At 65.0% G+C, this 25,110-nt stretch carries 18 protein-coding genes; 10 read left to right on the top strand and 8 right to left on the bottom strand.

Translation table 11 applies throughout. The annotated features are described in order from the left end of the window. Positions 1–106: 106 nt before the first annotated feature. Positions 107–613 carry a transcription elongation factor GreB gene (greB, locus tag B9Y64_RS09840; RefSeq protein ID WP_100440512.1) on the top strand — a complete coding sequence of 169 codons (507 nt, stop codon included), beginning with the start codon at positions 107–109 and terminating at the stop codon, positions 611–613. Between the two features lie 53 nt (positions 614–666). On the opposite strand, the gene B9Y64_RS09835 is transcribed toward greB, so the two are convergent. Beyond that, the gene (locus tag B9Y64_RS09835) at positions 667–1,503 is read right to left on the bottom strand and encodes a DUF3025 domain-containing protein (protein WP_100440511.1); all 837 of its coding nucleotides are present in this window, start codon (positions 1,501–1,503) and stop codon (positions 667–669) included. After that, a complete protein-coding gene (gene rimO, locus B9Y64_RS09830) occupies positions 1,500–2,861 on the bottom strand; it encodes a 30S ribosomal protein S12 methylthiotransferase RimO (protein WP_049436796.1) in 1,362 nt (453 codons plus the stop codon). The genes B9Y64_RS09835 and rimO overlap by 4 nt, the downstream gene beginning before the upstream one ends. A gap of 204 nt (positions 2,862–3,065) precedes the next feature. Here rimO and B9Y64_RS09825 point away from each other — a divergent pair, with 204 nt between their 5' ends. Genes B9Y64_RS09825 through B9Y64_RS22135 form a run of 3 tightly spaced genes read left to right on the top strand, consistent with a single transcriptional unit; the run spans position 3,066 to position 4,339 of the window. Continuing rightward, entirely contained in the window at positions 3,066–3,737 is a 672-nt protein-coding gene (locus tag B9Y64_RS09825; protein ID WP_049445708.1) for a dienelactone hydrolase family protein, read from the top strand. Beyond that, complete coding sequence (locus tag B9Y64_RS09820) at positions 3,734–4,156, top strand: HIT domain-containing protein (protein ID WP_014037994.1); 423 nt, start codon at positions 3,734–3,736, stop codon at positions 4,154–4,156. Before B9Y64_RS09825 ends, B9Y64_RS09820 begins: the two co-directional genes overlap by 4 nt. Before the next feature lie 15 nt (positions 4,157–4,171). Beyond that, positions 4,172–4,339, top strand: coding sequence for a LiaI-LiaF-like domain-containing protein (locus tag B9Y64_RS22135; RefSeq protein WP_005418011.1), 168 nt, complete (start codon positions 4,172–4,174; stop codon positions 4,337–4,339). A 114-nt stretch (positions 4,340–4,453) separates the two neighbouring features. Here B9Y64_RS22135 and dcd read toward each other — a convergent pair whose 3' ends face one another. Further along, complete coding sequence (dcd, locus tag B9Y64_RS09815; protein ID WP_100440510.1) at positions 4,454–5,026, bottom strand: dCTP deaminase; 573 nt, start codon at positions 5,024–5,026, stop codon at positions 4,454–4,456. Positions 5,027–5,104: 78 nt separating this feature from the next. Further along, entirely contained in the window at positions 5,105–5,959 is an 855-nt protein-coding gene (apbC, locus tag B9Y64_RS09810) for an iron-sulfur cluster carrier protein ApbC (RefSeq protein WP_042359268.1), read from the bottom strand. A gap of 213 nt (positions 5,960–6,172) precedes the next feature. Here apbC and B9Y64_RS09805 point away from each other — a divergent pair, with 213 nt between their 5' ends. Next, positions 6,173–8,962 (top strand): TonB-dependent receptor plug domain-containing protein, encoded by a 2,790-nt coding sequence (locus B9Y64_RS09805; protein ID WP_100440509.1) that lies wholly within the window; start codon positions 6,173–6,175, stop codon positions 8,960–8,962. Between the two features lie 410 nt (positions 8,963–9,372). Continuing rightward, complete coding sequence (locus B9Y64_RS09800; protein ID WP_100440508.1) at positions 9,373–12,180, top strand: TonB-dependent receptor domain-containing protein; 2,808 nt, start codon at positions 9,373–9,375, stop codon at positions 12,178–12,180. Between the two features lie 118 nt (positions 12,181–12,298). Here the strand turns inward: B9Y64_RS09800 and B9Y64_RS09795 are convergent, their stop codons facing one another. Beyond that, positions 12,299–15,415, bottom strand: coding sequence for a TonB-dependent receptor domain-containing protein (locus tag B9Y64_RS09795; protein ID WP_100440507.1), 3,117 nt, complete (start codon positions 15,413–15,415; stop codon positions 12,299–12,301). A 561-nt stretch (positions 15,416–15,976) separates the two neighbouring features. Between B9Y64_RS09795 and B9Y64_RS09790 the strand changes: the two genes are divergently transcribed. The 4 genes from B9Y64_RS09790 (at position 15,977) to B9Y64_RS09775 (ending at position 22,555) form a co-directional block, all read left to right on the top strand. Continuing rightward, positions 15,977–18,079, top strand: coding sequence for a M13 family metallopeptidase (locus B9Y64_RS09790; RefSeq protein ID WP_100440708.1), 2,103 nt, complete (start codon positions 15,977–15,979; stop codon positions 18,077–18,079). Between the two features lie 186 nt (positions 18,080–18,265). Further along, a complete protein-coding gene (locus B9Y64_RS09785) occupies positions 18,266–20,275 on the top strand; it encodes a M13 family metallopeptidase (RefSeq protein WP_100440506.1) in 2,010 nt (669 codons plus the stop codon). 125 nt (positions 20,276–20,400) lie between these two features. Continuing rightward, positions 20,401–20,895 carry a VOC family protein gene (locus B9Y64_RS09780; protein ID WP_100440505.1) on the top strand — a complete coding sequence of 165 codons (495 nt, stop codon included), beginning with the start codon at positions 20,401–20,403 and terminating at the stop codon, positions 20,893–20,895. A 76-nt stretch (positions 20,896–20,971) separates the two neighbouring features. Beyond that, positions 20,972–22,555, top strand: coding sequence for a phytoene desaturase family protein (locus B9Y64_RS09775; protein ID WP_100440504.1), 1,584 nt, complete (start codon positions 20,972–20,974; stop codon positions 22,553–22,555). 441 nt (positions 22,556–22,996) lie between these two features. Here B9Y64_RS09775 and B9Y64_RS09770 read toward each other — a convergent pair whose 3' ends face one another. From B9Y64_RS09770 to B9Y64_RS09760, 3 genes are all read right to left on the bottom strand, one after another. Then, entirely contained in the window at positions 22,997–23,671 is a 675-nt protein-coding gene (locus B9Y64_RS09770) for a rhomboid family intramembrane serine protease (RefSeq protein ID WP_095377638.1), read from the bottom strand. 93 nt (positions 23,672–23,764) lie between these two features. Then, positions 23,765–24,193, bottom strand: coding sequence for an MGMT family protein (locus B9Y64_RS09765; protein WP_406753028.1), 429 nt, complete (start codon positions 24,191–24,193; stop codon positions 23,765–23,767). Further along, the gene (locus B9Y64_RS09760; RefSeq protein WP_100440503.1) at positions 24,100–25,020 is read right to left on the bottom strand and encodes a DMT family transporter; all 921 of its coding nucleotides are present in this window, start codon (positions 25,018–25,020) and stop codon (positions 24,100–24,102) included. Before B9Y64_RS09760 ends, B9Y64_RS09765 begins: the two co-directional genes overlap by 94 nt. Positions 25,021–25,110 lie beyond the last annotated feature (90 nt).

Genomic DNA, 25,110 nt, shown 5'->3' with positions numbered 1-25,110 from the left:
GTCAGAGCCCTTTCCGTGTGAAAGGGATCTGACCCCGGGGTCGGATCCCTCCGGCAGGAAGGGCTCTGACCCCTTCCTTCCCCTGAAAAAATAGAAGTCGTATTGCATGTCCCGTTGGCGTCCCCCAGCAGAAAAAAGCACCGCCCTGATCACCGCCTCCGGGCATGCACGACTGAAGGCCGAACTGGATGAGCTATGGCGTGTGCGCCGCCCGGAGGTGGTGAAGGCACTGGCTGCCGCTGCCGCGGAAGGCGACCGTTCCGAGAACGCCGAGTACACGTACCGCAAGAAGCAACTGGGCGAGATCGACCGCCGCGTGCGCTACCTGACCAAGCGGCTGGAATCGCTGCGCGTGGTCGATACCACGCCAACCGATCCGCTGGCGGTGTTCTTCGGCGCATGGGTGGAACTGGAGAACGTGGACAACGGCGACACCAGCCGCTATCGCATTGTCGGGCCGGATGAGACCGATGCTGGCCTGGGCTGGATCAGCATCGATTCACCCCTGGCGCGTGCGCTGCTGAAGAAGCGGCTGGATGATGAATTCTCGCTGGAGCTGCCCGGCGGGCAGTTCACCTTCGCGGTGATCGGCGTGGAGTACGAGCCGCTGTAGAGCCGAGCCGATGCTCGGCTGCGTTTGACCATCGGCCGGGCACGGGCCCGGCTCTACAGGGAATACGCCAACGGCGGCGGGTAATGACGGCCGGCGCGCAGCGGGCGGAAATAATCGGCATTGCGATAGAAGGCCGGATCCTGCACCTCATGCCAGCCGGGAATACCGGCCAATGGCAGGGGCCGCAACTGCAGCGGGTCGGTCACTGCCCTGCCTTCGGCGATGGCAGCGGTCACCGCGTCAACACAGGCAGCATCGGCATCGCCCTGCACCACCACGCACTTGCCGACCAGCAATCGCCCCGGCAGCAGTGCCTGCTCCATCAGCGCATGCCCGAATACCACAGCAATGGCGATGTCACCGCGCTGCCAGCGCGCCGGCTCGAACAATGCGGGCCAGTCATGCCCATCCCACGCGCGCAGCAACGTGTCATCGCGCACACGCACGATCACGCCGGATTCGTCGAACTGGGTCAGGGCAGCCTGCATGCGATTGCGCTGGCCGGGTGGCATCGCCTCGACATGCCGGCATTGCTGCGCGTTGAGTGCACGCTTCAGCTGCGGGTGGCAGGCCCACACCAGCGCGTTGAACAGGTCGTGCCAGTTGTCGGCGCGGGTGGCGATGCGCCCCCGCGCGATGCGCGCTTCGTAGTGCAGGCCATCGGCCAGCAGCGCCGCATCCTGTTCCACCAGCTGCCAACCCGGCAAGGACAGGCGTGCGTCAAGTGCCGCGATGGACGGCCAGCGAGTACCCACCAGCAGATCACGGAAATCCTGCAGCCCGGCAAACACCGGGTGCCCGAACACCTGCGGATCGACCGCCGCACGCGGCGGCGGCACGAAGCGGCGGACACCGCTGCCGTCACCGGCGGCGGTCGTCGCTGCGGTCACAGCATCTTGAGGTCGAATGCCGGGCGGGTAGCGGCTGGCAGCGCGTCACCGTACAGGTCGTGCTCGTCGCTCTCGGTGATTTCCACATCGACGAATTCGCCCACGCGCAGCGGCACCTGGTCGGCATTCTGGATATGCACCAGGCCGTCGATCTCCGGGGCATCAGCCTTGGAGCGGGCCACGGCGATATCGCCTTCGATGGCGTCGACCAGGCACTGCTGCACGGTGCCGATCTTGGCTTCAAGGCGCGCGGCGGAGATCTGCGCCTGCTTCTCCATGAAGCGGGCCAGACGCTCCTGCTTTACTTCCTCCGGCACAGCGTCGGGCAGATCGTTGGCGGTCGCCCCCTCAACCGGCGAATAGGCGAACGCGCCCACGCGGTCCAGCTGCGCCTCGTCAAGGAACGACAGCAGTTCTTCGAACTCGGCCTCGGTCTCGCCCGGGAAGCCGACGATGAAGGTCGAACGCACGGTGATGTCCGGCGCAATGCGGCGCCAGTTCTGCACGCGCTCCAGGGTCTTCTCGACCGCGCCGGGGCGCTTCATCAAACGCAGGATGCGCGGGCTCGCATGCTGGAACGGGATGTCCAGGTACGGCAGGATCCGGTTCTCGGCCATCAGCGGCACCACCTCGTCCACATGCGGGTACGGGTAGACGTAGTGCATGCGCACCCACGCATCCAGTTCCGACAGGCCTTCGCACAGCGCCTTCAGGCGGGTCTGGTAGGCCTTGTCACGCCACATCTTCTCGGCGTACTTCACGTCCACGCCATAGGCCGAGGTGTCCTGCGAAACCACCAGCAGCTCACGCACGCCACCACGCACCAGACGCTCGGCTTCACGCAGCACCTCGTCGACCGGGCGCGAGACCAGCTTGCCGCGCATCGACGGAATGATGCAGAAGCTGCACTTGTGGTTGCAGCCCTCGGAAATCTTCAGGTAGGCGTAGTGGCGCGGGGTCAGCTTGATACCGTAGTCGGGCACCAGGTCCACGAACGGATCGTGCTTGGGCGGCAGTGCTTCATGCACCGCTTCCATCACGCTCTGGTAGTCCTGCGGGCCGGACACCGCCAGCACATTGGGGTAGGCCTCGCGGATCTGCTCCGGGCGCTTGCCCAGGCAGCCGGTGACGATGACCTTGCCGTTCTGGTTCATCGCCTCGCCAATCGCATCCAGCGACTCGGTCACCGCCGAATCGATGAAGCCGCAGGTGTTGACCACCACCACGTCGGCCGAATCGTAGGACGGGACGATGTCGTAACCTTCCGAGCGGAGCTGGGTAAGGATGCGCTCGGAATCGACGAGGGCCTTCGGGCAGCCGAGGCTGACGAAGCCGACTTTGGGGTTCAGCTGGGACATGGAATCGCGGGACTCTGGGGGCCTGGGCCCCTGCCGGCATGGCAGGGGTTCCTGGGGGCCGGGGCCTGAAAGGGCGCCAGTATACCGGGGTTGGCGGCCGCGCTCTGAATGCCCAGCCGCCCGATCACGCACAGCCGCTGACGCCGCGCTAACCGGCGCAGCACCGACAATGCAGCTCTGTTCCCTGCAACGAGGAAGATGACGATGGCCGAGTGGATCACCCTGGATACGCATCACGGCCCGGTACGGGCCTGGCAGGCCCTGCCGGAAGGCACCGCACGCGGCGGCTTGGTGGTGGTGCAGGAAATCTTCGGCGCCAATCCGCACATCCGCAGCGTGGCCGAGCGCTTCGCGGCTGAAGGCTATGCGGTGCTGGCGCCCTCGTTCTTTGACCTGCTCGACGGCCCCGACGCCGATCCGGACGCACTGCCCTACGACGCCGAGGGCGTGAAGCAGGGCCTGGAGCGGGTCGGCGCGCTGGGCATGGAACGGGCGCTGGAGGTGGTCCGGGCTGCGGCAACCCGGCTGGCGCCGCAGGGCAAGGTCGGCACCGTCGGCTACTGCTGGGGTGGCACGGTGGCGATGCTGTCCGCAGTGCGCCTGGGGCTGCCGTCGGTCAGCTACTACGGTGCGCGCAACGTGCAGTTCCTCGATGAAACACCCAAGGCCCCGGTGATCTTCCACTTCGGTGCCCAGGACCGCAGCATCCCGCCGGAAGCGGTCCAGGCCCATCGCGAGAAGCTGCCGCAGATGGCCACCTACGTCTATCCGGCCGATCACGCCTTCAACCGGGAGGTCGGACATGCGTATGATCCAGACAGCGCCGCCCTGGCGCTGCAACGCACCCTGGACTTCTTCTCGGAGCATCTTGGATGAGCGAATTCGAACTCGATTCACGCCTGGCCACCGATAGCGTGCTGGTGGCGGAAGGACCGTTGTCGCAAGTGCGGCTGATGAACGACGAACGATTCCCCTGGCTGGTGCTGGTACCGCGCCTGGCCGGAGTGACCGAGTGGATCGAGCTGGACGGTGAGCAGCAGGACAAGCTGCGCACCGAGCTCAACCGCGCCTGCAAGGCCCTGAAGGGCTCCGACGGGGTGGAAAAGATCAACATCGGGGCGCTGGGCAACATCGTGCGCCAGCTGCATTTCCATGTGATCGGCCGCCATGACGGAGATCCGGCCTGGCCGGGCCCGGTCTGGGGCAGCGGCCCGGCGCACCGTTACGAGCCGGCGGCGCTGGACCAGCATGTCGCCTACTGGAAGGAACGGCTAGGATATCCGGCCCAGTCCTGAGCCTGCGCCGACCCGATGCGATTCAACCTTGTTGCCGCCGTCCTGCTGATCCTGATCGGCCTGTTCATGCTCGCCAGCAATCTCGGCTGGACGCATCTGAACCTGTCCAAGCTGCTGCTGACCTGGTGGCCGGTGGCCCTGGTGGGTGTCGGCATCGCGATGCTGTTCGGCCGCGGCAAATAAGCAAAGGCGGCGCAAGCGCCGCCTCTGTTCCTGTAGAGCCGAGCCATGCTCGGCTGCATCCATCCCATATGTGGAAGCCGAGCATGGCCCGGCTCTACGGCATGTGCGCGCCGCTCAGGTCCGCGGCAGGGTCACGCCGGTCTGGCCCTGGTACTTGCCGCCACGATCGCGGTACGAGGTCTCGCAGACGTCATCGGCGGCGGCCTGGAAGAACAGCATCTGCGCCACGCCTTCGTTGGCATAGATGCGCGCCGGCAGCGGCGTGGTGTTGCTGAATTCCAGGGTGACGTGGCCTTCCCATTCCGGCTCCAGCGGCGTCACGTTGACGATGATGCCGCAGCGCGCGTAGGTGCTCTTGCCCAGGCACACCACCAGGGTATCGCGCGGAATGCGGAAGTACTCGACGGTACGCGCCAGAGCGAAACTGTTGGGCGGAATGATGCATTCATCGCCGACGATATCCACGAAGCTGCCCGGATCGAAGTGCTTGGGATCGACGATCGTCGAGTTGATGTTGGTGAACACCTTGAACTCGCGCGAGCAGCGCACGTCGTAGCCATAACTGGACGTGCCGTAGCTGACGATGCGCTGGCCGTTGGCCTGCTTGACCTGCCCGGCCTCGAACGGCTCGATCATGCCGTGCTGCTCGGACATGCGGCGGATCCAACGGTCACTCTTGATGCTCATGCTTTGTCCTGGGGGTACGAGGGGGCGCGAGGATTCTAGCAGGGGCCCGGCCTCGGCCGGCGGCCCCTGCACCCGCGCTTACAGCAGCGACGACAGGATCGGGATCGAGGCCCGCGGGCGCTTGCCGACTTCCTCGATCAGGCGCTGCGCGGCATGGCGGTAAGCCTGGGCCGGTGCCGAATCCGGCTGGGCCACGGTGATCGGGGTGCCTGCATCGCCCTGTTCGCGGATGCCGATCTGCAGCGGCAGCGACCCCAGCAGCGGCACGCCGTACTGCGCGGCCATGCGCTCGCCACCGCCCTCACCAAACAGATGCTCGATGTGCCCGCAGCTGCTGCAGGTGTGCACGGCCATGTTCTCGACGATGCCCAGCACCGGTACCTCGACCTTCTCGAACATCTTCAGCGCCTTCTTCGCATCCAGCGTGGCGATGTCCTGCGGCGTGGTCACGATCACCGCACCGGCCAGCGGGATCTTCTGGGTCAGGGTCAGCTGGATGTCACCGGTGCCCGGCGGCAGGTCGATCAGCAGGAAATCCAGGTCGTCCCACAGGGTGTCGTTGAACAGCTGGGTCATCGCCGAGGTGGCCATCGGGCCACGCCAGATCATCGGTGTGTCTTCTTCGATCAGGTAGCCGATCGACATGGTGTCCACGCCGAACGCGCGCAGCGGCTCGATGCTCTTGTTGTCCGGGCTTTCCGGGCGGCCGGACAGGCCCAGCATGGCCGGCACGCTGGGGCCATAGATGTCGGCATCGAGCACGCCCACGCGCGCGCCGAGCTGCTGCAGCGCCACGGCCAGGTTCACCGAGGTGGTGGACTTGCCGACGCCGCCCTTGCCCGAACCGACCGCGATGACATTGCGGATGCGGGCATGCGGCGTGAGTCCCTTCTGGACCTGGCTGACATGGGGACGGCGGGGAGAACTGTTCACAACGAGCACCGGCGGGGTCAGGGGGATAACCCAACATCATACAAGCTGGACGTAACCTGACTGAAATTCAGGATTGCGACAGATTCGTGCACAGATTGTTAAGTTCATGTTACGTTCGATAAGCACTGTTTTGAGCTGCGGAGCGGGGTATTCCGGCCCGCGCGATGGCGCATGCGCAGTGCCGTTTTTGTTTTTGCTCTCCATTGGAACTACATGAAACACGTCAGCAATACCGCACGTCGCAACACGCTCGCCGTCGCCCTGATTTCCGCTCTGATGGCCGCCGCCCCGGCAATGGCCCAGGACAAGGCGACCAACCTGGACAAGATCACCGTCACCGGTTCGCTGATCCCGCAGACCCAGGTCGAAACCCAGACTCCGGTGATGTCCATCACCGCCGAAGACATCCAGACCCGCGGCTTCAGCAGTGTTGCTGAAGTGCTGCAGCAGTCGTCGCTGACCACGGGCGGCCTGCAGGGTGGCCAGACCTCGGGTGCGTTCACCCAGGGCGCCGAAGCGGCCGGCATGTTCGGCCTGAACCCGGGCTACACCAAGTACCTGATCAACGGCCGCCCGATGCTCTCGTATCCGGCGCTGTACAACGGCAGCGAGTCGTTCAACAACATCAGCGGCATCCCGATCGACATCGTCGAGCGCATCGAAGTCCTGCCGGGCGGCCAGTCGTCGCTGTACGGCTCGGACGCGATCGCCGGCGTGGTCAACATCATCCTGAAGGAACGCATGGACGGCGGCACGATGTCGATCCGTGGCGGCACCTACACCGAAGGTGGTGGCAGCAACATCCGCTTCAGCGCCGCCAAGGGCTTCAACGCGTTCGATGACCGCTTCCACGCGCTGGTCAACGTGCAGATCGAAAACGGCAGCCCGATCTGGGGCTACCAGCGTGACATCACCAAGCAGAACAACCCGGTCGGTTACACCGCGCAGCTGCCGTCGAACGACTTTGCCGTCATCGGCAACGCCGACAACAAGCTGTACATGATGGACCCGACCCGCTGCGCCAATGTGGCAGGCCTGTACGACGGCACCACCACCGTCGGCAAGCGTGCATCGGGCGAATCGTGCGGCTCGGTGTACAGCGCCGGCTACAAGACCCTGAAGAACGGCAAGAACAGTGGCCAGTTCTACTCGTCGATGACCTTCGACGTGAACGACAACTTCCAGCTGTTCGCCGACGTGCTGTACAGCAAGGAAAAGACCGAGTTCACCTCCGGCTCCAGCGCCCTGTGGTGGGGCACCAAGTCGGTGATGGGCGGTTTCTACGACCAGGGCCTGGGCAAGGTCGTGAACCTGCAGCGCGCCTTCGCGCCGGAAGAAATCGGCCCGGGCCACTACAACAACATCCTGAACTCCGATGAGAGCCGTTCCTACCAGGTCACCCTGGGCGGCAAGGGCATGGTCGGCGACTGGGACTACAGCGCCAGCTTCACCCGTGGCGAGTACCGCCTGGACCAGAACCGCTTCGCGCGCTGGAAGGACAAGATCGAGGGCTTCTTCGGCGACACCGTGCTGGGCCCGCGCCTGGGCACCACCGCTGATGGTTTCGGCATCTACAACCCGAACTACGCCGCGTTCTACTCGCCGATCACCCCGGACCAGTTCGCCAGCTTCACCGGCTATGGCACCCACCGCAGCAAGACCTGGCAGAACCTGGGTCGCGTGCAGGTGACCAACGGTTCGCTGTTCTCCCTGCCGGGCGGCGACGCCGGCCTGGCCGTCGTGCTGGAAGGCGGCAGCGAAGGTTGGGACTACTCGCCCGACCAGGCCTTCGTCGATGGCAACGCCTGGGGCGCCAGCGCCGTGGCCGGTGCCGGCCACCGCAGCAACTACGCAGTGACCAGCGAACTGCACATGCCGGTGTTCGAGTCGCTGACCATCAGCGCCTCGGGCCGCTATGACGCCTTCAAGATCGCCGACAAGACCGTCGACAAGGCCACCTACAGCATCGGCCTGGAATACCGTCCGGTTGAAAGCCTGCTGCTGCGCGGCAAGTACGGCACCGCGTTCCGCGCGCCGACCCTGTCCGATGCCTTCCAGGGCATGAGCGGCTCGTTCGCCTCCGGCCAGAACGACTACTACCGCTGCAGCCAGATGGGCTACGCGCTGCGTGACGAAGCCTGCTCGTTCTACAAGACCACCTCGGTGTACAGCGAAAAGTCCGGCAACCCGGACCTGAAGCCGATCACCGCCGACGTGTGGAGCGCAGGCGTGGTGTGGGCCCCGGTGAGCAACTTCTCGCTGTCGGTCGACTACTACAACTGGAAGATCAAGAACGAGGTCAAGACCCTGAGCACCGACCAGCTGCTGCTGGCCGAGTACCAGTGCCACAACGGCCTGCCGAACAACACCTCGGCCAGCTGCCAGAACGTGACCGACTGGGTGACCCGCGACGCCGGTGGCAACCTGACCCGCGTGTACACCCCGAAGCTCAACGTGGCCAGCCAGAACCTGGAAGCGGTGACCGTCGGTGCGAAGTACCAGCAGGACCTGGGCCGCTTCGGTTCGCTGATGCTCTCCGGCAACTACACCAACATGCTGAAGCGTGAAGTGGTGGCCCTGCCGGGTGCGCAGAAGCTGGACCTGCTGAGCGATCCGTACAACATGTGGTACTACGACAACTTCGCCAAGGTCCGCGGCGACGTGTCGGTGGCTTGGGCCATCTCCAAGTTCACCACCACCGTGTACGCCAACTACGTCGGCAGCACCCCGAACTACCTGGCCTACACCGGCCGCAGCTATGACTACGTCCACTCCTCCGGCGCCAAGGCCGGCAAGTGGGGCTCGTACACCACGTACAACATGAGCCTGAACTACCAGGCGCAGGATGATCTGACCCTGTCGCTGATGGTCAACAACGTGTTCAACAAGCTGCCGGAAGGCCAGCGCTACAACTACCCGGGCAACGAATCGACCCCGTTCAACGACGGCTTCTACAGCGTCTACGGCCGTCAGATCTCGGCCCAGGTCAAGTACGACTTCTGATCCCGTCGTATTCCGGACCTCGTGTCTGGACCAGGCCCCGCTTCGGCGGGGCCTTTTTTTTGGGGCACCGGCCTGCCTGTTCTGCCTGCGGCAGAAAGTGTGACCCACACCGCACCAGCACCAGCGTTCAGGGAAACGCGGATTGCGCGCAATTCATTGATTTTAAAGGGACATTCTCCACATCGACATGCTCCCTTGCATGTCGCCATCTTTTGAAACATGCCAAAACAAACCGCCTTATCCATTGATTCAGAAGCGTTTTTTTGCCTTCCCGTGGCACCCTGATGTGACAGGTCCGTGTTGGCAACGTTAACGACGTGTTACGGTCGACCTGAATGGAATCACACTGAACGAATTGTTAATGCGCAGGGAATGCGCCGCCAAGACATTGCTCACTACGGGGATCCACCATGTCTCGCCAACGTTCCACGCTCTCGCGTCACCCTCTGACCCTCGCCCTGCTCGGCACCCTCCTGGCCTCCGGCACCGCCCTGGCCCAGGACCGCAATGCGCCGACCCAGCTTGACCGTGTGACCGTCACCGGATCGCTGATTCCGCAGACCGAGATCGAGAACCACACGCCCGTCCTGACCGTCACCGCCGAGGATATCCAGACCCGCGGTTTCACCAGCGTCGCCGATGTCCTGCAGCAGTCCTCGCTGTCCACCGGCGGCCTGCAGGGCGGCCAGACCTCCGCATCCTTCACCCAGGGTGCCGAAGCGGCCGGCATGTTCGGCCTCAGCCCGGGCTACACCAAGTACCTGATCAACGGCCGCCCGATGCTCTCGTATCCGGCGCTGTACAACGGCGGCGATACCTTCAACAACATCAGCGGCATCCCGATCGACATCGTCGAGCGCATCGAGATCCTGCCGGGCGGCCAGTCGTCGCTGTACGGCTCGGACGCGATCGCCGGCGTGGTCAACATCATCCTCAAGGAGCGCATGGATGGCGGCGTGCTCAATGTGCGTGGCGGCGCCTACAGCGAAGGCGGCGGCAACAGCTTCCGCCTCAGTGGCGCACGCGGCTTCAACTCGAAGGACGACCGCTTCCATGCACTGGTCAACGTGCAGTATGAGAAGACCAGCCCGATCTGGGGTTACCAGCGCGACCTGACCAAGGTCAACAACCCCGACGGCTACAGCCCGCAGTACGTCTCCAATGATTTCCTGGTGCTGCTGCCGGCCGCCAACAACCGCTACGCGATGATGGACCCGAACCTGTGCGCCAACGTGGCGGGCCAGTTCGACGGCACCACCGTGCTTGGCACCCGGCCCACCGGCCAGGCCTGCGGCTCGGTCTATGGCACGGGCTACAAGACCATCAAGAACGGCAAGGAAAGCGGGCAGATCTACAGCTCGGCCACCTTCGATGTGAACGACAACTTCCAGCTGTTCGGCGACGCGCTGTACAGCCTGGAGGAGGTCAAGTACGCAACCGGTTCCGGCTACACCTGGTGGGGCACCTCCTCGGGCTGGGGCCGCTTCTATGACCAGGCCAGCGGCCAGTACATGAACCTGCAGCGCGTGTTCGCGCCGGAGGACATCGGCGGTGGTGGCTACCGCGACATCATGAACACCGACCGCAACAAGGCCTACCAGGTCACCCTCGGCGGCCGCGGCACCGCTGGCAACTGGGACTACAGCCTCAGCTTCACCCGAGGCGAGTACAAGCTGACCGAGCGCAACTTCGTGCGCTGGAACGACCCGATCAACGACTACTTCGAGCAGCGCGTGCTGGGCCCGGTACTGGGCACCACCAGCACCGGCTACGACATCTACAGCCCGAACTGGGAAGCGTTCTATGCGCCGCTGCCGGCCGGCGACTTCCAGAGCTTCACCGGCTACAGCTACAGCGAAAGCCGCACCTGGCAGAACCTGGCCCGTGCCCAGGTCACCAACGGCTCGCTGTTCAAGCTGCCCGGTGGTGATGCCGGCTTCGCCGTGGTTGTCGAAGGTGGCAGCGAAGGCTGGGATTACACGCCCGACCCGGGCCTGATGGACGGCAGCGTGTGGGGCACCACCGCCGTGTCCGGTGCCGGCCATCGCAGCAACTATGCGGTGACCACCGAACTGCGCATGCCGCTGCTGGAAACGCTGACCGTCACCGGCTCCGGCCGCTATGACGCCTTCAAGATCGGCGGCAACACCGTGGACAAGGCCACCTACAGCGTCGGCATCGAGTTCCGTCCGATCGAAAGCCTGCTGTTCCGCGGCAAGTACGGTACGGCTTTCCGCGCGCCGACGCTCTCCGACGCCTTCCAGGGTCGCAGTGGCTACTACGCCAACGGCTCCACCGACTACTACCGTTGCGGCCAGCTGGGCTACGACCCGGCCAACACTGCCGGCTGCCCTTACGACAGCGTCTCGGTGTTCGGCACCCGTTCGGGCAACCCCGACCTGGAGCCGATCACCGCCGATGTCTGGAATGCAGGCGTCGTGTGGGCACCGATCAACAACCTGTCGCTGTCGGTCGACTACTACAACTGGAAGATCAAGAACGAGGTCGATACGCTCAGCTCCGACCAGCTGCTGCTGGCCGAGTACTACTGCCGCAACGGCCAGTCCAACAACACCTCGGCCAGCTGCCAGAACGTCAGTGACTGGATCACCCGTGATGCATCGGGCGTGCTCGACGAGATCTACACGCCGAAGATGAACGTCGCCCGCCAGAACCTGGAAGCGCTGACCGCCAGCTTCAAGTACGTGCAGGACATCGGTCGCTTCGGTTCGCTGCAGTTCTCGGCCAACTACACCGACATGCTCAAGCGCAAGCTGCAGCCGCAGCCGGGCGACGAGTACCTGGACCTGCTGCACGACCCGTATGCGATGTGGGTGTACGACTCCTACGCGAAGGTCCGTGCGGACGGCTCGATCGGCTGGGCCAAGGACAACTGGACCACCACCCTGTACGCTAACTACATCGGCAAGACGCCGAACTACATGGCTTACGTGGGCAACGGCTATGACTACGTGCACAGCTCCGGCTACAAGGCGGGCAAGTGGGGTTCCTACACCACCTACAACCTGAGCGTGAACTACCGCGCGATGGAGAACCTGACCCTGTCGCTGATGGTCAACAACGTGTTCAACAAGATGCCGGACAACCAGCGCTACAGCTTCGCCGGCACCAGCGGCCAGCCGTACAACAACTACCTGTACAACGCCTACGGGCGCGCGATCTACGTGCAGGCCAAGTACGCGTTCGGCGTGAAGTAAGCCAGCAACCGCAGCAACGGAAAAGCCCCGCCATGGCGGGGCTTTTCCTTGTCCGGCATGACCGGCCGGAAGAACAGGCCCAGCTGAAGCCGGGCCTGCCCTCCTCCGGTTCTTCCGCTCAGCGGAAGCTGTAGCGCAGGCTGGCCATGTAGCGACGGCCCAGTGCATCCAGCACGTACGGGAACGGACCGATGTCGTCGGACAGGTTCAGCACCGACAGGTTCACGCGTGCATTGTCGGTCAGGCGGTAGCTGACATTGGCGTCCCAGGTCGTCCAGCTGTCGCGCTTGAAGTACTGCCGGCTTTCCGGGGTTGCGGTCAGGCTGAACTGCGAGCCGCTCGTGTAGTTGGACGTCACGCCATAGCTCCACTTGCCGATGGCATGCTGCGCCGTCCAGCGGAACTGGCGCTTGGGCTCGTCGAACGTACCCACGCGCTCCACGAACGGCACATCCGCGTTGGCGGCCTGGCCACGGTTCTTCGGCATGTAGCCGTAGAAGCCAAGTGCCACCTGGCCGAATCGGCCCATATCCCAGTTGTAGTCCACCTCGGCCGTCCAGCCGCGGAACATCAGCACCGGGCCATTGCCGTACTCGGTGCGGATATCGGTGGCCGCACCACTCAGCGGATTGCGCGTCACCAGGCTGCAGAAGCGGTTGGCGTTGGGCACGTTGGAGGCATTGAAGTCCGGGTTGTCGAAGCAGCCGGTGATGATGTCGGTCGGGCTGAGGCTGGTGATCACATCGGTGATCTTGATGTCATACCAGTCGGCCGCGACCCGCAGGCCCTTGGCCCAGTCCGGTGCGAACACGATGCCCGCTGTCCAGGACTTTGCCTTCTCGTTCTTCAGGCCGGTATAGCCGTTGACCGAGCCAAGGGTGTTGGTCGGCGAGGCCTGGAACGTTGCCGGATCCGCCCCCGGGTAAGCCTGGAAGAAGGCCTCGCAGTTGCGGCGGCGAATCGCAGGATTGGTGCCGCCGTTGATGGCCGACACGGAGCAGACTTCCGGGATGTTGTAGTACGCCGGCTGCAGCGAGGTGTAGAGCTCGGCAATCGACGGGGCACGCAGCGACTGGGTCTTGCTGCCGCGCAGCTGGATTCCCGCGAACGGCTCGTACTGGATGCCATAGGTGTACGCATTGAAGCCACCGGCCACCGAGTTGACCACGCGGCGGCCCTTCAGGGTCACGTCCAGGCGATGCAGGCCTGGCAGATCCCAGTCGGGGTTGAACAGCGGTGCCAGGAACTCGGCGAAGATTTCATTGGTGTGATAGTCACCCTTGGCGCCCTGGATCGGCACCGAACGGCCCTGCCCCAGCCGCTGATACTCGCTCGGAGTGAACGAACCTTCTTCGCGACGATGCTCCACGCCTGCGGCGAAGGAGAACTCGCCGCCCGGCATGTCGAACAGGCCACCGGTCACCGACGCGTTGAACACGGTCTGGCGCGTCCGTGCCTTGGCCAGGGTCGGCGTTGACACATAGGCCAGCGCTTCAGGCGATGCCTGGTTCTCGCCGAACAGATTCAGCGGACGGCAGTTCGGATCCGCCGTGGTGCCCGGGGCGGACGCATCACAGACGATGTTGCCGCTGGCATCGCGCTTCACATTGAGCGCATTGATGAAGTTCTGCTGGATCAGGCCGGTCCCCTTGTAGTCGAAGTCGCCTCGACCGTGGGTCACACTGGCTTCCCAGTTGAAACGGCGCTCGCCGATATCGAAGAAGCCGTCCAGGCCGAGCACGATGCGGCTCAGGCGCGTATCGGTGCTGGCGTTGTTCATGCTCAGGTCGCGCGAGGAGCGCGACAGGCGGAACGAGGTGATGCCGTTCTCGGCCAGGATGCGGCGCGACTCGGCACTGAGGAACGGATTGTTCGCGCTGAACAGCATCGCGCCGCTCTGGTCACCACTGCCATCGGGATTTGCGGCACCAAAGCCGGCGGCGTTGTAGACGTTCTGGTCCAACGTCTCGCGCGCGGTGGCGCTGTAGTGCGACAGTTCAAAGAAGCCACGCACGTTGTCGTTGAAGTCGAAGCTGCCGGTCGAATAGACCGTACGGCGCTCGAGGTCAGCGATCAGCGGGAGGGTTTCGTTGAGGTTGAGGCCATCGCCACCGGACGCATTGCCGCTGGGATAGGAAATGCCCGGATCGTAGGCAACCAGGTCGCCCTTGTTGTTGAAGTGCCAGAGCTTGTTGTTCGGGCCGAAGCCGTTCAACTCACCCGTGGCATTGCGCTGGTAGCTGCGCCGCACCTGGATGTCCGACGGCATGATCAGGCCGCCGAAGGTCATGCTGGAAATTCGCCGGTTGCGGATCCAGACCTGGTCGGCGATGCCGTCAGCCGGCCCGGTGTTGAACGGGATGCTGGGGTCGATGCGGCCGTCATTGCCCGGGGTACGCCACGGCTGGAAGCGCGCCACGTTTGCCGCAGTCGGATTGGTCTGCAGGCTGTAGCCGTTACGGTAGAAGTCGCGCTGGAGCGCGTTCACGCCATCGCTGTTGTCCAGTTCGGCAGCGATGGTGAAGTGGCCACGGCCATCGGCGAAACCGCTGCCGAAAATGGCCGACCACGAGTAACGATCATTGTCGTTCTTGGTGGTCCTGCCAAAGCCGATCTCGACCTCGGCGCCTTCGAACTTGTCGCGCAGGATGATGTTGTTCACGCCGGAGATGGCGTCGGAACCGTACGTGGGGGCACCACCGATGCTCAGGCTTTCCACACGCTCGACCATCACGGTCGGAATCGAGTTCATGTCGACCTGGATGCCCGAGCCGCCGCCTGCACCGAACACGGTTGGCGGTGCGGAGGTCACGAAGCGGCGACCGTTGACCAGGGTCAGCAGGCGGTTGCTGCCGAGGCCGAAGCGGCTGGCGAAGTTCACGCCGGCGCCGAAGCCGGCCTGATCACCCCGCGAGGAGACGCCGGCAGAAATACCGGGGATCTTGGTCAACGCATCGATCAGGTTGGTGTGTCCGTACGCCTCGATGTCCTGGCGGGATACCACGGCGGCCGGTTCCAAAGTGTCATAGCCGGCGCGATAGATGTGCGAGCCCGTTACCGTGATGCGGTCCAGCTGGGTGGCCGCGGCTTCATTGGAAGCCTTCTTCGCGCTCTCGGCAGTCTCCTTGGCAACGTCTCCCTCCTGCGCGAAGGCAGGCAGGGCGACGGCAAGCAGAATGGCCGAGGTGAGCGCGAGACTCAACGGATTGCGGGGTAGTGGGCGAGTCTTCTGCATGTCTCTCTCTCTGAAAAGTGAGGGCACAAAAAGCTCTGCATCGGCAAGACAGAGGAAATGTAGTCAGCAGCCGTTCACGTGCCGATAACGGAATTCATACACATAAAGACACGAAACGGCAACATTCAGCGAAAGTTCAATTTCATATGACACTTCGCGAAATACAGCATGAGGGCATGAACCCGCACAGGGATTCTCTAAATACCCTTTTCCAATCAGCAGCTTGTGACTGCAACACCCACTCCCGTGGCACCCCTCGCGCTGCGTGGACAGTTGTCGGGACATGTCCTGTCCCGACCGGCATCCAGCACCTGCACCCCCGACAACTGCGAGCGCGCGTTCATAATCAATTCACCCAATGCACCTGTAGACGACCACCGCTCGCGCGGCCTTGCGACGGGGCCTGGTGTGCCCTCCTGCGACGCCTTGCAGGCGGCTGCGCGCCCCTTGCGCAGGGACATGACCTTCGACACCCTTGCAGGTCTGGCCAGCGGCGTATCGTTCGGCCCACGGTCGCACCTGCGGCCACTCCCTGACTCACTCGGCCTGGAGGCCATTCAAGTGACCCGTACTCCCAAGATCGTGCTGCTGACCCTGGCCGTTTCGGCCGCGCTGGTTGGCTGCGGCAAGACTGAAACCCCGGCCAAGGATGCCGCCGCCTCCGCCCCGGCCACCGCCGAAGCCACCCACTACACCCTGGACGACAGCAAGCTGCCGGCCTACAACGCCTTCCAGCCGAGCGACCTGGACACCACCAAGGACGCCTGCACCGCCTTCGGCGACTACGTCAACAGCAAGTGGCTGGCCGCCAACGAAATCCCGGGCGACCGCACCAGCTGGGGCGCGTTCACCATCCTCGACGAGCGCTCGGTGGCCGTGCAGCACCAGCTGGCCGAACAGGTCGCGCAGGTCAAGAATCCGAACCACATCGAGAAGATCGTCGGCGACCTGTGGGCCACCGGCATGGACGAGGCAAAGATCAATGCCCAGGGCATCGAGCCGCTGAAGGCCGACCTGGCTGCGATCGACGGCCTGCAGGACAAGGCGGCCATCGCCAACTACCTGCGCACCAGCGCCGCCAAGGGTGACAACATCCTGTTCGGCTTCGGCGCCGAAGCGGACTTCAAGAACTCCGCCATGAACATGGCCTATGCCAGCCAGGGCGGCCTGGGCCTGCCGGATACCACCTACTACACCGATGCCAAGAACGCCGACAAGCTGAAGGCCTACCAGGCGCACGTCGCCAAGGTGCTGGAGCTGTCCGGCGTGGCCGCGGCCGATGCGGCCAAGCAGGCCGAGGAAGTGGTCAAGTTCGAAACCCGCCTGGCCAAGGCCTCCAAGTCGCGCGTCGAGCTGTCGCGCAACGTCGAGCTGTACTACAACCCGGTCACCCTGGCCGACGCCGACAAGCTGACCCCGAACTTCAGCTGGACCGAGTTCTTCAAGTCGCAGGGCGTGGCCGCGCCGGAGAAGTTCTCGCTGGCCATGCCGGCCTTCCATGAGGAAGTGAGCAAGTCGCTGGCCGACACCGATCCGTCGGTGTGGCGCGCCTACCTGCGCTTCCACACCGTGGACAGCGCTTCGCCGTACCTGGCCGATGCCTTCGTGCAGGAGAACTATGAGTTCTACGGCAAGACCCTCAACGGCCAGAAGGAACAGAAGCCGCGCTGGAAGCGCGTGCTGGGCACCATCGAGAATGATGCCGGTGAAGCCTTCGGCCAGCTGTACGTGAAGGTCGCCTTCTCGCCGGAAGCCAAGGCGAAGATGGAAGAACTGGTGAAGAACCTCGCCGCCTCGCTGAAGGACCGCATCCAGGGCCTGAGCTGGATGAGCGAAGAAACCAAGGCCAAGGCCATCGCCAAGTGGGAGACCTTCACCCCGAAGATCGGTTACCCGGACAAGTGGCGTGACTGGTCGGGCCTGCAGACCCAGCGCGACAGCTTCCTGGGCAACGTGCGCGCGGCCAACGAGTTCAACTACAAGTTCAACCTGTCCAAGATCGGCAAGCCGGTGGACAAGACCGAGTGGGGCATGACCCCGCAGACCGTCAACGCCTACTACAACCCGCTGCAGAACGAGATCGTGTTCCCGGCCGCCATCCTGCAGCCGCCGTTCTTCGATCCGAAGGCCGACGACGCCCTGAACTACGGCGGCATCGGTGCGGTGATCGGCCATGAAATGACCCACGGCTATGACGACCAGGGTGCGCGCTTCGGGCCGACCGGCAACATGGAAGACTGGTGGACCCCGGCCGACAAGAAGAACTTCGAAGGCCTCACCGGCAAGCTGGTCAAGCAGTTCGACCAGTACAAGGTCGACGGCCAGGCGGTGAACGGTCACCTGACCCTGGGCGAGAACATCGCCGATCTGGGTGGTCTGGCCACCGCCTACGACGCCCTGCAGAAGGCCACCGCCGGCAAGGAAGATGCGAAGGTCGATGGCTTCACCCGCGACCAGCGCTTCTTCTTCAACTGGGCCACCGTGTGGCGCACCAAGTACACCCCGGAAAACGCCAAGGTCCGCCTGGCGACCGACCCGCACGCCCCGGCGCAGTTCCGCGCCATGGGTGCACCGTCGAACCTGCCAACCTTCGCCGCTGCGTTCCAGTGCAAGGCCGGTTCGCCGATGGCCCGCGCTGGCGAGCAGCAGGTGGTGATCTGGTAAGCCACGGCTGACGCTGCGGCAGACCTGCAAAGGCCCGGGGATTCCCGGGCCTTTGTTTTTGCCGCGTTGCTCGTCCACGCGTGGCGTCGATCGACGGCCGCCCCCGCGCAGTGATGCGTGCATGCCGCGCCCATGCGCGGCTTGCTATAGTGCGCGCGCCCTCAATCCATCACGGATTCGTTCCACATGCCCAATTTCCGTCCGCTTGCCATCGCCCTGGGCATCAGCCTGGCGACCCTGGTCCCGACCCACGATGCGTTTGCCGCCGCCAAGAAGAAGGCCGCACGCGCGCCGGCCGTCAGCGCCCAGTGCAGCGACTTCTACGACGCCACCAATGCGGGCTGGCTGAAGGCCAATCCGGTGCCACAGACCGGCGCTACCACCGCGCTGGGCCAGCTGGTCGATCGCAGCCGCCAGCAGCAGCGTGAACTGCTCGACGCCGCCATGAAATCGCCGCAGGGCAATGTGCAGAAGCTGCTGGGTGACTTCTGGGCCAGTGGCCTGGACGAAGCCGCCGTGGAAGCGGACGGCTCCAACCCGATCGCTCCGCTGCTGACCCGCATCAACGCCATCAAGAAGGCCAAGGATGTGCCGGCATCGATCGCCGCGCTGCACCAGGTCGGCATCCCGGTGGCCTTCAACTTCGGCCCGGACGTCGACCTGAAGGCACTGGACCGCCACATCGGCTACTTCATGCAGGGCGGCATGGGCCTGCCGGACCCGGCGTTCTATACCCGCACCGACGCCGACACCGTGGCGCTGATGGGGCGCTACCGCAACTACGTCAAGCAGATCCTGGCGCTGACCGGCACCCCGGCGGCCAAGCTGGATGCCGAGTCGCAGTCGGTGATCGCGCTGGAGACCGAGCTGGCGCGCAACGCGCAGTCGCTGGCCGGCATCAACAACCCGTTCAACAACTACGCGCCGATCTCCACCAAGGAGCTCAACAGCCGCTACCGCAATCTGCAGCTGGACGCATTCCTGAAGGCACAGGGCGTGGACGACGACCTGGTCTCGCTGGCCGACCCAGGCCTGTTCAAGCAGCTCGATGGCATGGTCACCAAGCTCAAGCCGGACCAGTGGAAGGCCTACCTGCGCTGGCGCGTTGGCGATTCGATGGCACCGTACCTGTCCAAGGCCTACCGCGACGCAGAGTTTGAATTCCGCGGCCGCGTGCTGCGTGGCGAAACCCTGCCGCCGCAGCGCTGGGAAGACGTGCTGGACGCGATCAACGTGGCCGCTGGCCCGATGGTCGGCCGCGAATATGCCGCCCGCTACCTGTCGGCCGAAGACCGCCGTCAGGCCGCGTGGATCGTCGACAAGCTGCGCGAAGTGCAGATCGAGGCGGTCAAGAACAACAGCTGGATGAGCGCCGAAGCCAAGACCGAAGCGCAGGCCAAGCTGGCCGCGTTGAAGATCGAGATCGGTACCCCGCTGCGCGACCTCGACTACAGCGTGCAGCCGATGGGCCGCGGCTCGTTCGGTGGCAACATGCTGATCGCCTCGACCTGGCGCCACCGCGAGGAAATGAAGCGCATCGGCAAGGGCAACGCCGACCGTCGCTGGGACGTGCTGCCGCAGCAGCCGTCGCTGGCCTACGACCTGGCGCAGAACCGCCTGATCGTCACCGCCGCGATCCTGCAGGGCCCGGTGTTCAACGCCAAGGCCGACGCCGCCGACAAGTTCGGCAGCTTCGGTGGCCTGGTCGGCCATGAGCTGACCCGTGCGATCGACGCCAAGGGTGCGCTGGTCGACGCCAAGGGCGAGCTGCGCAGCTGGTGGACCCCGGCCGACAAGACCGCCTGGACGCTGCTCGGCAACCGCGTGGCCGCGCAATACGGCGCCTACGACTTCCCGGGTGTGAAGGGGGCCAAGGTCAACGGCACGCTCACCCAGGAAGAGAACCTGGCCGACATCGCCGGCCTCGAACTGGCCTGGGCGGCTTATGTCGCACAGGAACCGAAGGCCAAGCAGGCACAGCAGCAGGGCTTCTTCCGCGCGTGGTCGACGCTGTGGGCACAGCAGCTGTCGCCGAACGAGGCCGTGCGCCGCCTGACCGCCGACATCCGCGCGCCGGGCCTGTGGCGCAGCAATGGCACGCTGGCCAATCTGCCGGCGTTCGGTGCCACCTTCAGCTGCAAAGCCGGCCAGCCGATGCAGCGCAGCGAAGCTGACCAGATCAAGGTCTGGCGCTGAGCCATCGGCCGCAGCGGTAACGCAGAGGGCGCCTTCGGGCGCCCTTTTTTTTGCGGGTGCAGCACGATCCGGGATTAACACCCGGCGTGCTATCGCTGCGGCTCCGTCCAACGTGGAGCCCCGACATGGCACACAAGAACACGATCTGTGTCTGGTACGACAACGGCGCGCTCGAGGCCGCCACCTTCTATGCCAGCCTCCTGCCCGACAGCGCGGTGACTGCCGTACATCACGCACCGGGCGACTACCCCGACGGCAAGGAAGGCACCGTACTGACGGTTGAATTCACCGTCTGCGGCATCCCCTGCGTCGGTCTCAATGGCGGCACCGCGTTCAAGCACAGCGAAGCCTTCTCCTTTCAGATCCAGACCGAGGACCAGGCAGAGACCGACCGCCTGTGGAATGCGATCGTGGGCAATGGAGGACAGGAGAGCCAATGCGGCTGGTGCAAGGACCGCTGGGGCATCTCCTGGCAGATCAGCCCGCGCATGCTGATCGAAGCGGTGACCAGCAAGGACAAAGCGCTGGCCAAGCGTGCCTTCAACGCGATGATGCCGATGAAGAAGATCGACATCGCCACCATCCGGGCCGCAATCGAAAAAGGGGACGGAGGGGATTAAGTCGCTTCTCGCACTGGTCTATGCTCAGATGCCGATTACGACTTAATTCCCTCCGTCCCCTTTTTTCGAGGTGCTGATGTCCTGGGATGCAATCATCATCGGTGGCGGCCACAACGGGCTGGTCTGCGCGGCCTATCTGGCGCGCGCTGGCAAGCAGGTACTGATGCTAGAGCGCCGCAGCGTCCTGGGCGGTGCTGCGGTCACCGAGGAATTCCACCCGGGCTTCCGCAACTCGGTCGCGTCCTACACGGTGTCATTGCTGCAGCCCAAGGTGATCGACGACCTGCAACTCCATGCGCATGGGCTGCGCATCATCAATCGCCCGGCCAACAACTTCCTGCCGCTTGAGGATGATCGCTACCTGCTGTCCGCGCCGGGCCGCACCCAGGCCGAGGTCGCCAAGTTCTCCGAGCGGGATGCGCAGCGGCTACCCGAGTACGAAGCACGCCTGGAGATCTTCGCCGATGTGCTGCGCAGCTGGGCCCTGCGCGCGCCACCGGACCTCGGCGCTGCTGGCGGTTGGCGCGCGTTGCCTGCGCTGTGGCAGATGGGGCGGCTCGGCCGCGAACTGGCGACGCTGGATGCGCCGCTTCGCCAGGAACTGCTGGACCTGTTCACGCTGTCGGCCGCCGAGTACCTGGATCGCTGGTTCGAGAGCGAGCCGATCAAGGCGCTGTTCGGCTTCGATGGCATCGTCGGCAACTACGCAAGCCCGTATGCGCCGGGCAGTGCCTACGTACTGCTGCACCATGTGTTCGGCCAGTGCAACGGCGTGAAAGGTGCGTGGGGCCATGCGATCGGTGGCATGGGCGCGATCAGCCAGGCCATCGCCAGCGCGGCGCGCGAGGCCGGGGCCGAGCTGCGCGTGGATGCCGGCGTGCAACGCCTGCTGGTCGAACAGGGCCGTGTAGTGGGCGTGGAGCTGGTCAACGGCGAAACCCTGCGTGCACGCGCAATGATCGCCAACGTCAATCCGAAACTGCTGTACGAACAGATGCTGGCACCGGCGCAGGTACCGGCCGCAACCCGCGAACGCATGGCGAACTGGCGCTGCGGTTCCGGCACGTTCCGGATGAACGTTGCCCTGTCGCGGCTGCCGGACTTCCGCGCCCTGCCCGGCCCCGGCGACCACCTCAGCGCGGGCATCATCATGGCGCCCACCCTGGACTACATGGACCGCGCCTGGCTGGATGCACGCCGCGACGGCTGGTCGCGCGAGCCGATCGTGGAAATGCTGATTCCCAGCACGCTGGACGATTCGCTGGCGCCAGCCGGGCGGCATGTGGCCAGCCTGTTCTGCCAGCACGTCGCCCCCGTGCTGCCCGGCGGGCGCCACTGGGATGACCATCGCGAGACCGTGGCCGGCCTGATGATCGCCACCGTCGAACGGTACGCGCCCGGCTTCGCTGCCAGCGTGCTCGGTCAGCAGGTGCTGTCACCGCTGGATCTGGAACGCACCTTCGGCCTGGTCGGCGGTGACATCTTCCACGGCGCACTGAGTGCCAACCAGTTGTTCTCGGCACGGCCGATGGTCGGCCAGGCCGGCTATCGCGGCGCTCTGCCCGGCCTGTATCTGTGTGGCTCGGGAACCCATCCCGGTGGCGGCGTCACCGGCGCACCCGGGCACAACGCCGCACAGGTGGTGTTGCAGGATCTGTAGGGCCATGCTGTGAGTGGATGCGGGTGTACCCCGCCGCGCGCATCATCTGCTGTTGGCAGGTGCCGACCTTGGTTGGCACGAGGCAGCAGAAGCGATTGCCAACCGGGGTTGGTATCTACCAGGTCAAATGATCCGAGCCAAAGCGTGCCAACCAAGGTTGGCAAACTACCCGCGTCAAATGATCCTGCCCAAAGCATGCCCACCAACGGTGGGCACCCACAGCGTCAAATGATCCTGCCCAAAGCATGCCCACCAACGGTGGGCACCCACAGCGTCAAATGATCCTGCCCAAAGCATGCCCACCAACGGTGGGCACCCACAGCGTCAAATGATCCTGCCCAAAGCATGCCCACCAACGGTGGGCACCCACAGCGTCAAATGATCCTGCCCAAAGCATGCCCACCAACGGTGGGCACCCACAGCGTCAAATGATCCTGCGGATCATTTGACGCTGCGCAGATGGTTCGGGCGCTTCGGCGGGCCCGGCGGGCGGCGCTTGTTGAACGGCGGCTGCCCCCGCCAGTAACGGATCAGCAACCAGCCGAACAGCATGCCGCCCAGATGCGCGAAGTGGGCCACGCCCGGCTGCCAACCGGTCATGCCCAGCACCAGTTCGCCCACACCGAACAGGATCACGAAGGTACGCGCCTTCATGGGGATCGGCGGGAACAGCAGCATCACCCGCTGGTTGGGGAACAACATGCCGTAGGCCAGCAGCAGGCCGAACACACCGCCGGAGGCACCCAGCACCGTGGCCGGGTTTTCCAGCAGCGTCCCCACCAGCAGCTGGCAGACACCGGCACCGGCCACGCAGACCAGGTAGTACAGCAGGAAGCGCTTTTCGCCCCAGGTCTGCTCCAGCGGCGCGCCGAACATGAAGACCGCCAGCATGTTGAAGAACAGATGCATGAAGCTGCCATGCAGGAAGCCATAGGTCAGCAGCTGCCACGGCTGGAAGTTGCCACCCGGCGAGAATGCGTCGAAGCCCTGCTGCAGCGGTTGCAGCATGAACGGCTCGAAGGTCTGCATGCCAAGCAGGAATGGCTGCTGCAGCAGGAACAGGATCGCGTTGGCGATCAGCAGGGCCTTGGTGACGGTTGGCAGTCGCGGGAACATGGGAGCACCGGCATGGAACGGCCTCCATCATAGCCGCAGCACCGGGTCTTGTTGGCGACCCGCAGGTCCGGCCTGTTCAGTCGCCAGCGGTGCTCAGCCAGGGCCCCACACGGCCGCATCCAGCGCCGCTGCCGGATCGGTCGCCGGCATCCGCACCCGGCCGTTCTCCACCACCACGCCCTCGGCACGCAGCCGCTGCGACTGCTCGCGCCAGCCGGCCGAACCTTCTTCCATGGCGATGCGCCCATCCGAGCGCAGCACGCGGTGCCAGGGCAGGTCCGGGTCGTCATTCTGGCCAAGGATGCGTGCGGTCAGGCGCGCACGCCCGGGCAGGCCGGCGCGCATTGCCACCTGGCCGTAGCCCATCACCTGCCCCGCCGGGATCGCGCGGATCACCGCAAGGATGCGCGCACGCGCCTGCTCCGGCGTCAGCGCCGCAGGCGGGTCACCAGCAGAACGCCGATCAGCACCAGCACGGTGCCGGCGATCTGCGCCGGCCCCATCGGTTCGTCGAGCAGCCATAGGCTCATCACGATCGTGGAAACGGGACCCAGCATACCGACCTGCGCGGCCAGTGACGAACCCACGCGCTGCACCGCCAGCATGATCGCCAGCACCGGCAGCACCGTGCACACGGTGGCATTGACCAGCGACAGCCACTGCACCGGCGCCGGTGCCTGCCACAGCAATGGCAGCGGATGGGTCACCGCGAAATGCAGCAGCACCAGCACGCCCGCCACGCAGCTGGCATAGGCGGTCAGCCGCACTGCGCCGATGCGCGCGACCACCTGACCACTGCCAAACAGGTACAGCGCGTAGCTGAGCGCACTGCCCAGCACCAGCAGGCTGCCGACGATGATCTGCCCACCCTCGCGCTGCAGGTCATGCCCGAAGGCCAGCAGCACGCCCAGATAGCTCAGCACCAGCGCACCGATCTGCCATCGGCCCGGCCGCTGGCGCGCCAGCAGCACGTTGATCAGCAGCACCAGGGTCGGGTTCAAGTACAGGATCAGCCGCTCCAGGGTCACGCTGATGTACTGCAGCCCCTGGAAATCGAGCAGGCTGGACAGGTAGTAGCCGGTGAAGCCCAGCCACAGCACGCGGGCACGGTCGGCCCAGGACAGCGGCTCGGCCCGGCGCGCGGCCCACAATGCCATCAACGCGAACAACGGCAGCGCCATCAGCATGCGCAGGGCGAGCAGCGTGGTGGCATCCACGCCGTGGCGCAGACCGAGCTTGACGATGATCGCCTTGCCGGAAGCAGCGATGGCACCGATCGCAGCCAGGCCGATCCCCCCCAGCGCGATGCGTGGGGAAGCGGTAGCGATACGGGAGGCGGTGTTGGACATCAGGACGGCGGCGGGCCGCACAGGGCGGCCCGGGAAGGCGTGGGGGCGCCCATTGTCGCATGGGCGCGCCCGGTGCCCTGCAGAGCCGAG

The sequence above is a fragment of the Stenotrophomonas maltophilia genome, assembly GCF_002799245.1.
GTDB classification, from domain to species: Bacteria; Pseudomonadota; Gammaproteobacteria; order Xanthomonadales; family Xanthomonadaceae; genus Stenotrophomonas; species Stenotrophomonas maltophilia_S.
This window is presented reverse-complemented; position numbering and strand designations above follow the sequence as displayed.

Coding starts and splice junctions, on each gene's coding strand:
- B9Y64_RS09785 (WP_100440506.1), top strand. CDS start 18,266: ATGCCCAATTTCCGTCCGCTTGCCATCGCCCTGGGCATCAGCCTGGCG.
- B9Y64_RS09805 (WP_100440509.1), top strand. CDS start 6,173: ATGAAACACGTCAGCAATACCGCACGTCGCAACACGCTCGCCGTCGCC.
- rimO (WP_049436796.1), bottom strand. CDS start 2,861: ATGTCCCAGCTGAACCCCAAAGTCGGCTTCGTCAGCCTCGGCTGCCCG.
- B9Y64_RS09795 (WP_100440507.1), bottom strand. CDS start 15,415: ATGCAGAAGACTCGCCCACTACCCCGCAATCCGTTGAGTCTCGCGCTC.
- B9Y64_RS09780 (WP_100440505.1), top strand. CDS start 20,401: ATGGCACACAAGAACACGATCTGTGTCTGGTACGACAACGGCGCGCTC.
- B9Y64_RS22135 (WP_005418011.1), top strand. CDS start 4,172: ATGCGATTCAACCTTGTTGCCGCCGTCCTGCTGATCCTGATCGGCCTG.
- B9Y64_RS09760 (WP_100440503.1), bottom strand. CDS start 25,020: ATGTCCAACACCGCCTCCCGTATCGCTACCGCTTCCCCACGCATCGCG.
- B9Y64_RS09800 (WP_100440508.1), top strand. CDS start 9,373: ATGTCTCGCCAACGTTCCACGCTCTCGCGTCACCCTCTGACCCTCGCC.
- B9Y64_RS09825 (WP_049445708.1), top strand. CDS start 3,066: ATGGCCGAGTGGATCACCCTGGATACGCATCACGGCCCGGTACGGGCC.
- dcd (WP_100440510.1), bottom strand. CDS start 5,026: ATGAGCATCAAGAGTGACCGTTGGATCCGCCGCATGTCCGAGCAGCAC.
- greB (WP_100440512.1), top strand. CDS start 107: ATGTCCCGTTGGCGTCCCCCAGCAGAAAAAAGCACCGCCCTGATCACC.
- B9Y64_RS09775 (WP_100440504.1), top strand. CDS start 20,972: ATGTCCTGGGATGCAATCATCATCGGTGGCGGCCACAACGGGCTGGTC.
- B9Y64_RS09765 (WP_406753028.1), bottom strand. CDS start 24,193: ATGGCTGCTCGACGAACCGATGGGGCCGGCGCAGATCGCCGGCACCGT.
- B9Y64_RS09770 (WP_095377638.1), bottom strand. CDS start 23,671: ATGTTCCCGCGACTGCCAACCGTCACCAAGGCCCTGCTGATCGCCAAC.
- B9Y64_RS09820 (WP_014037994.1), top strand. CDS start 3,734: ATGAGCGAATTCGAACTCGATTCACGCCTGGCCACCGATAGCGTGCTG.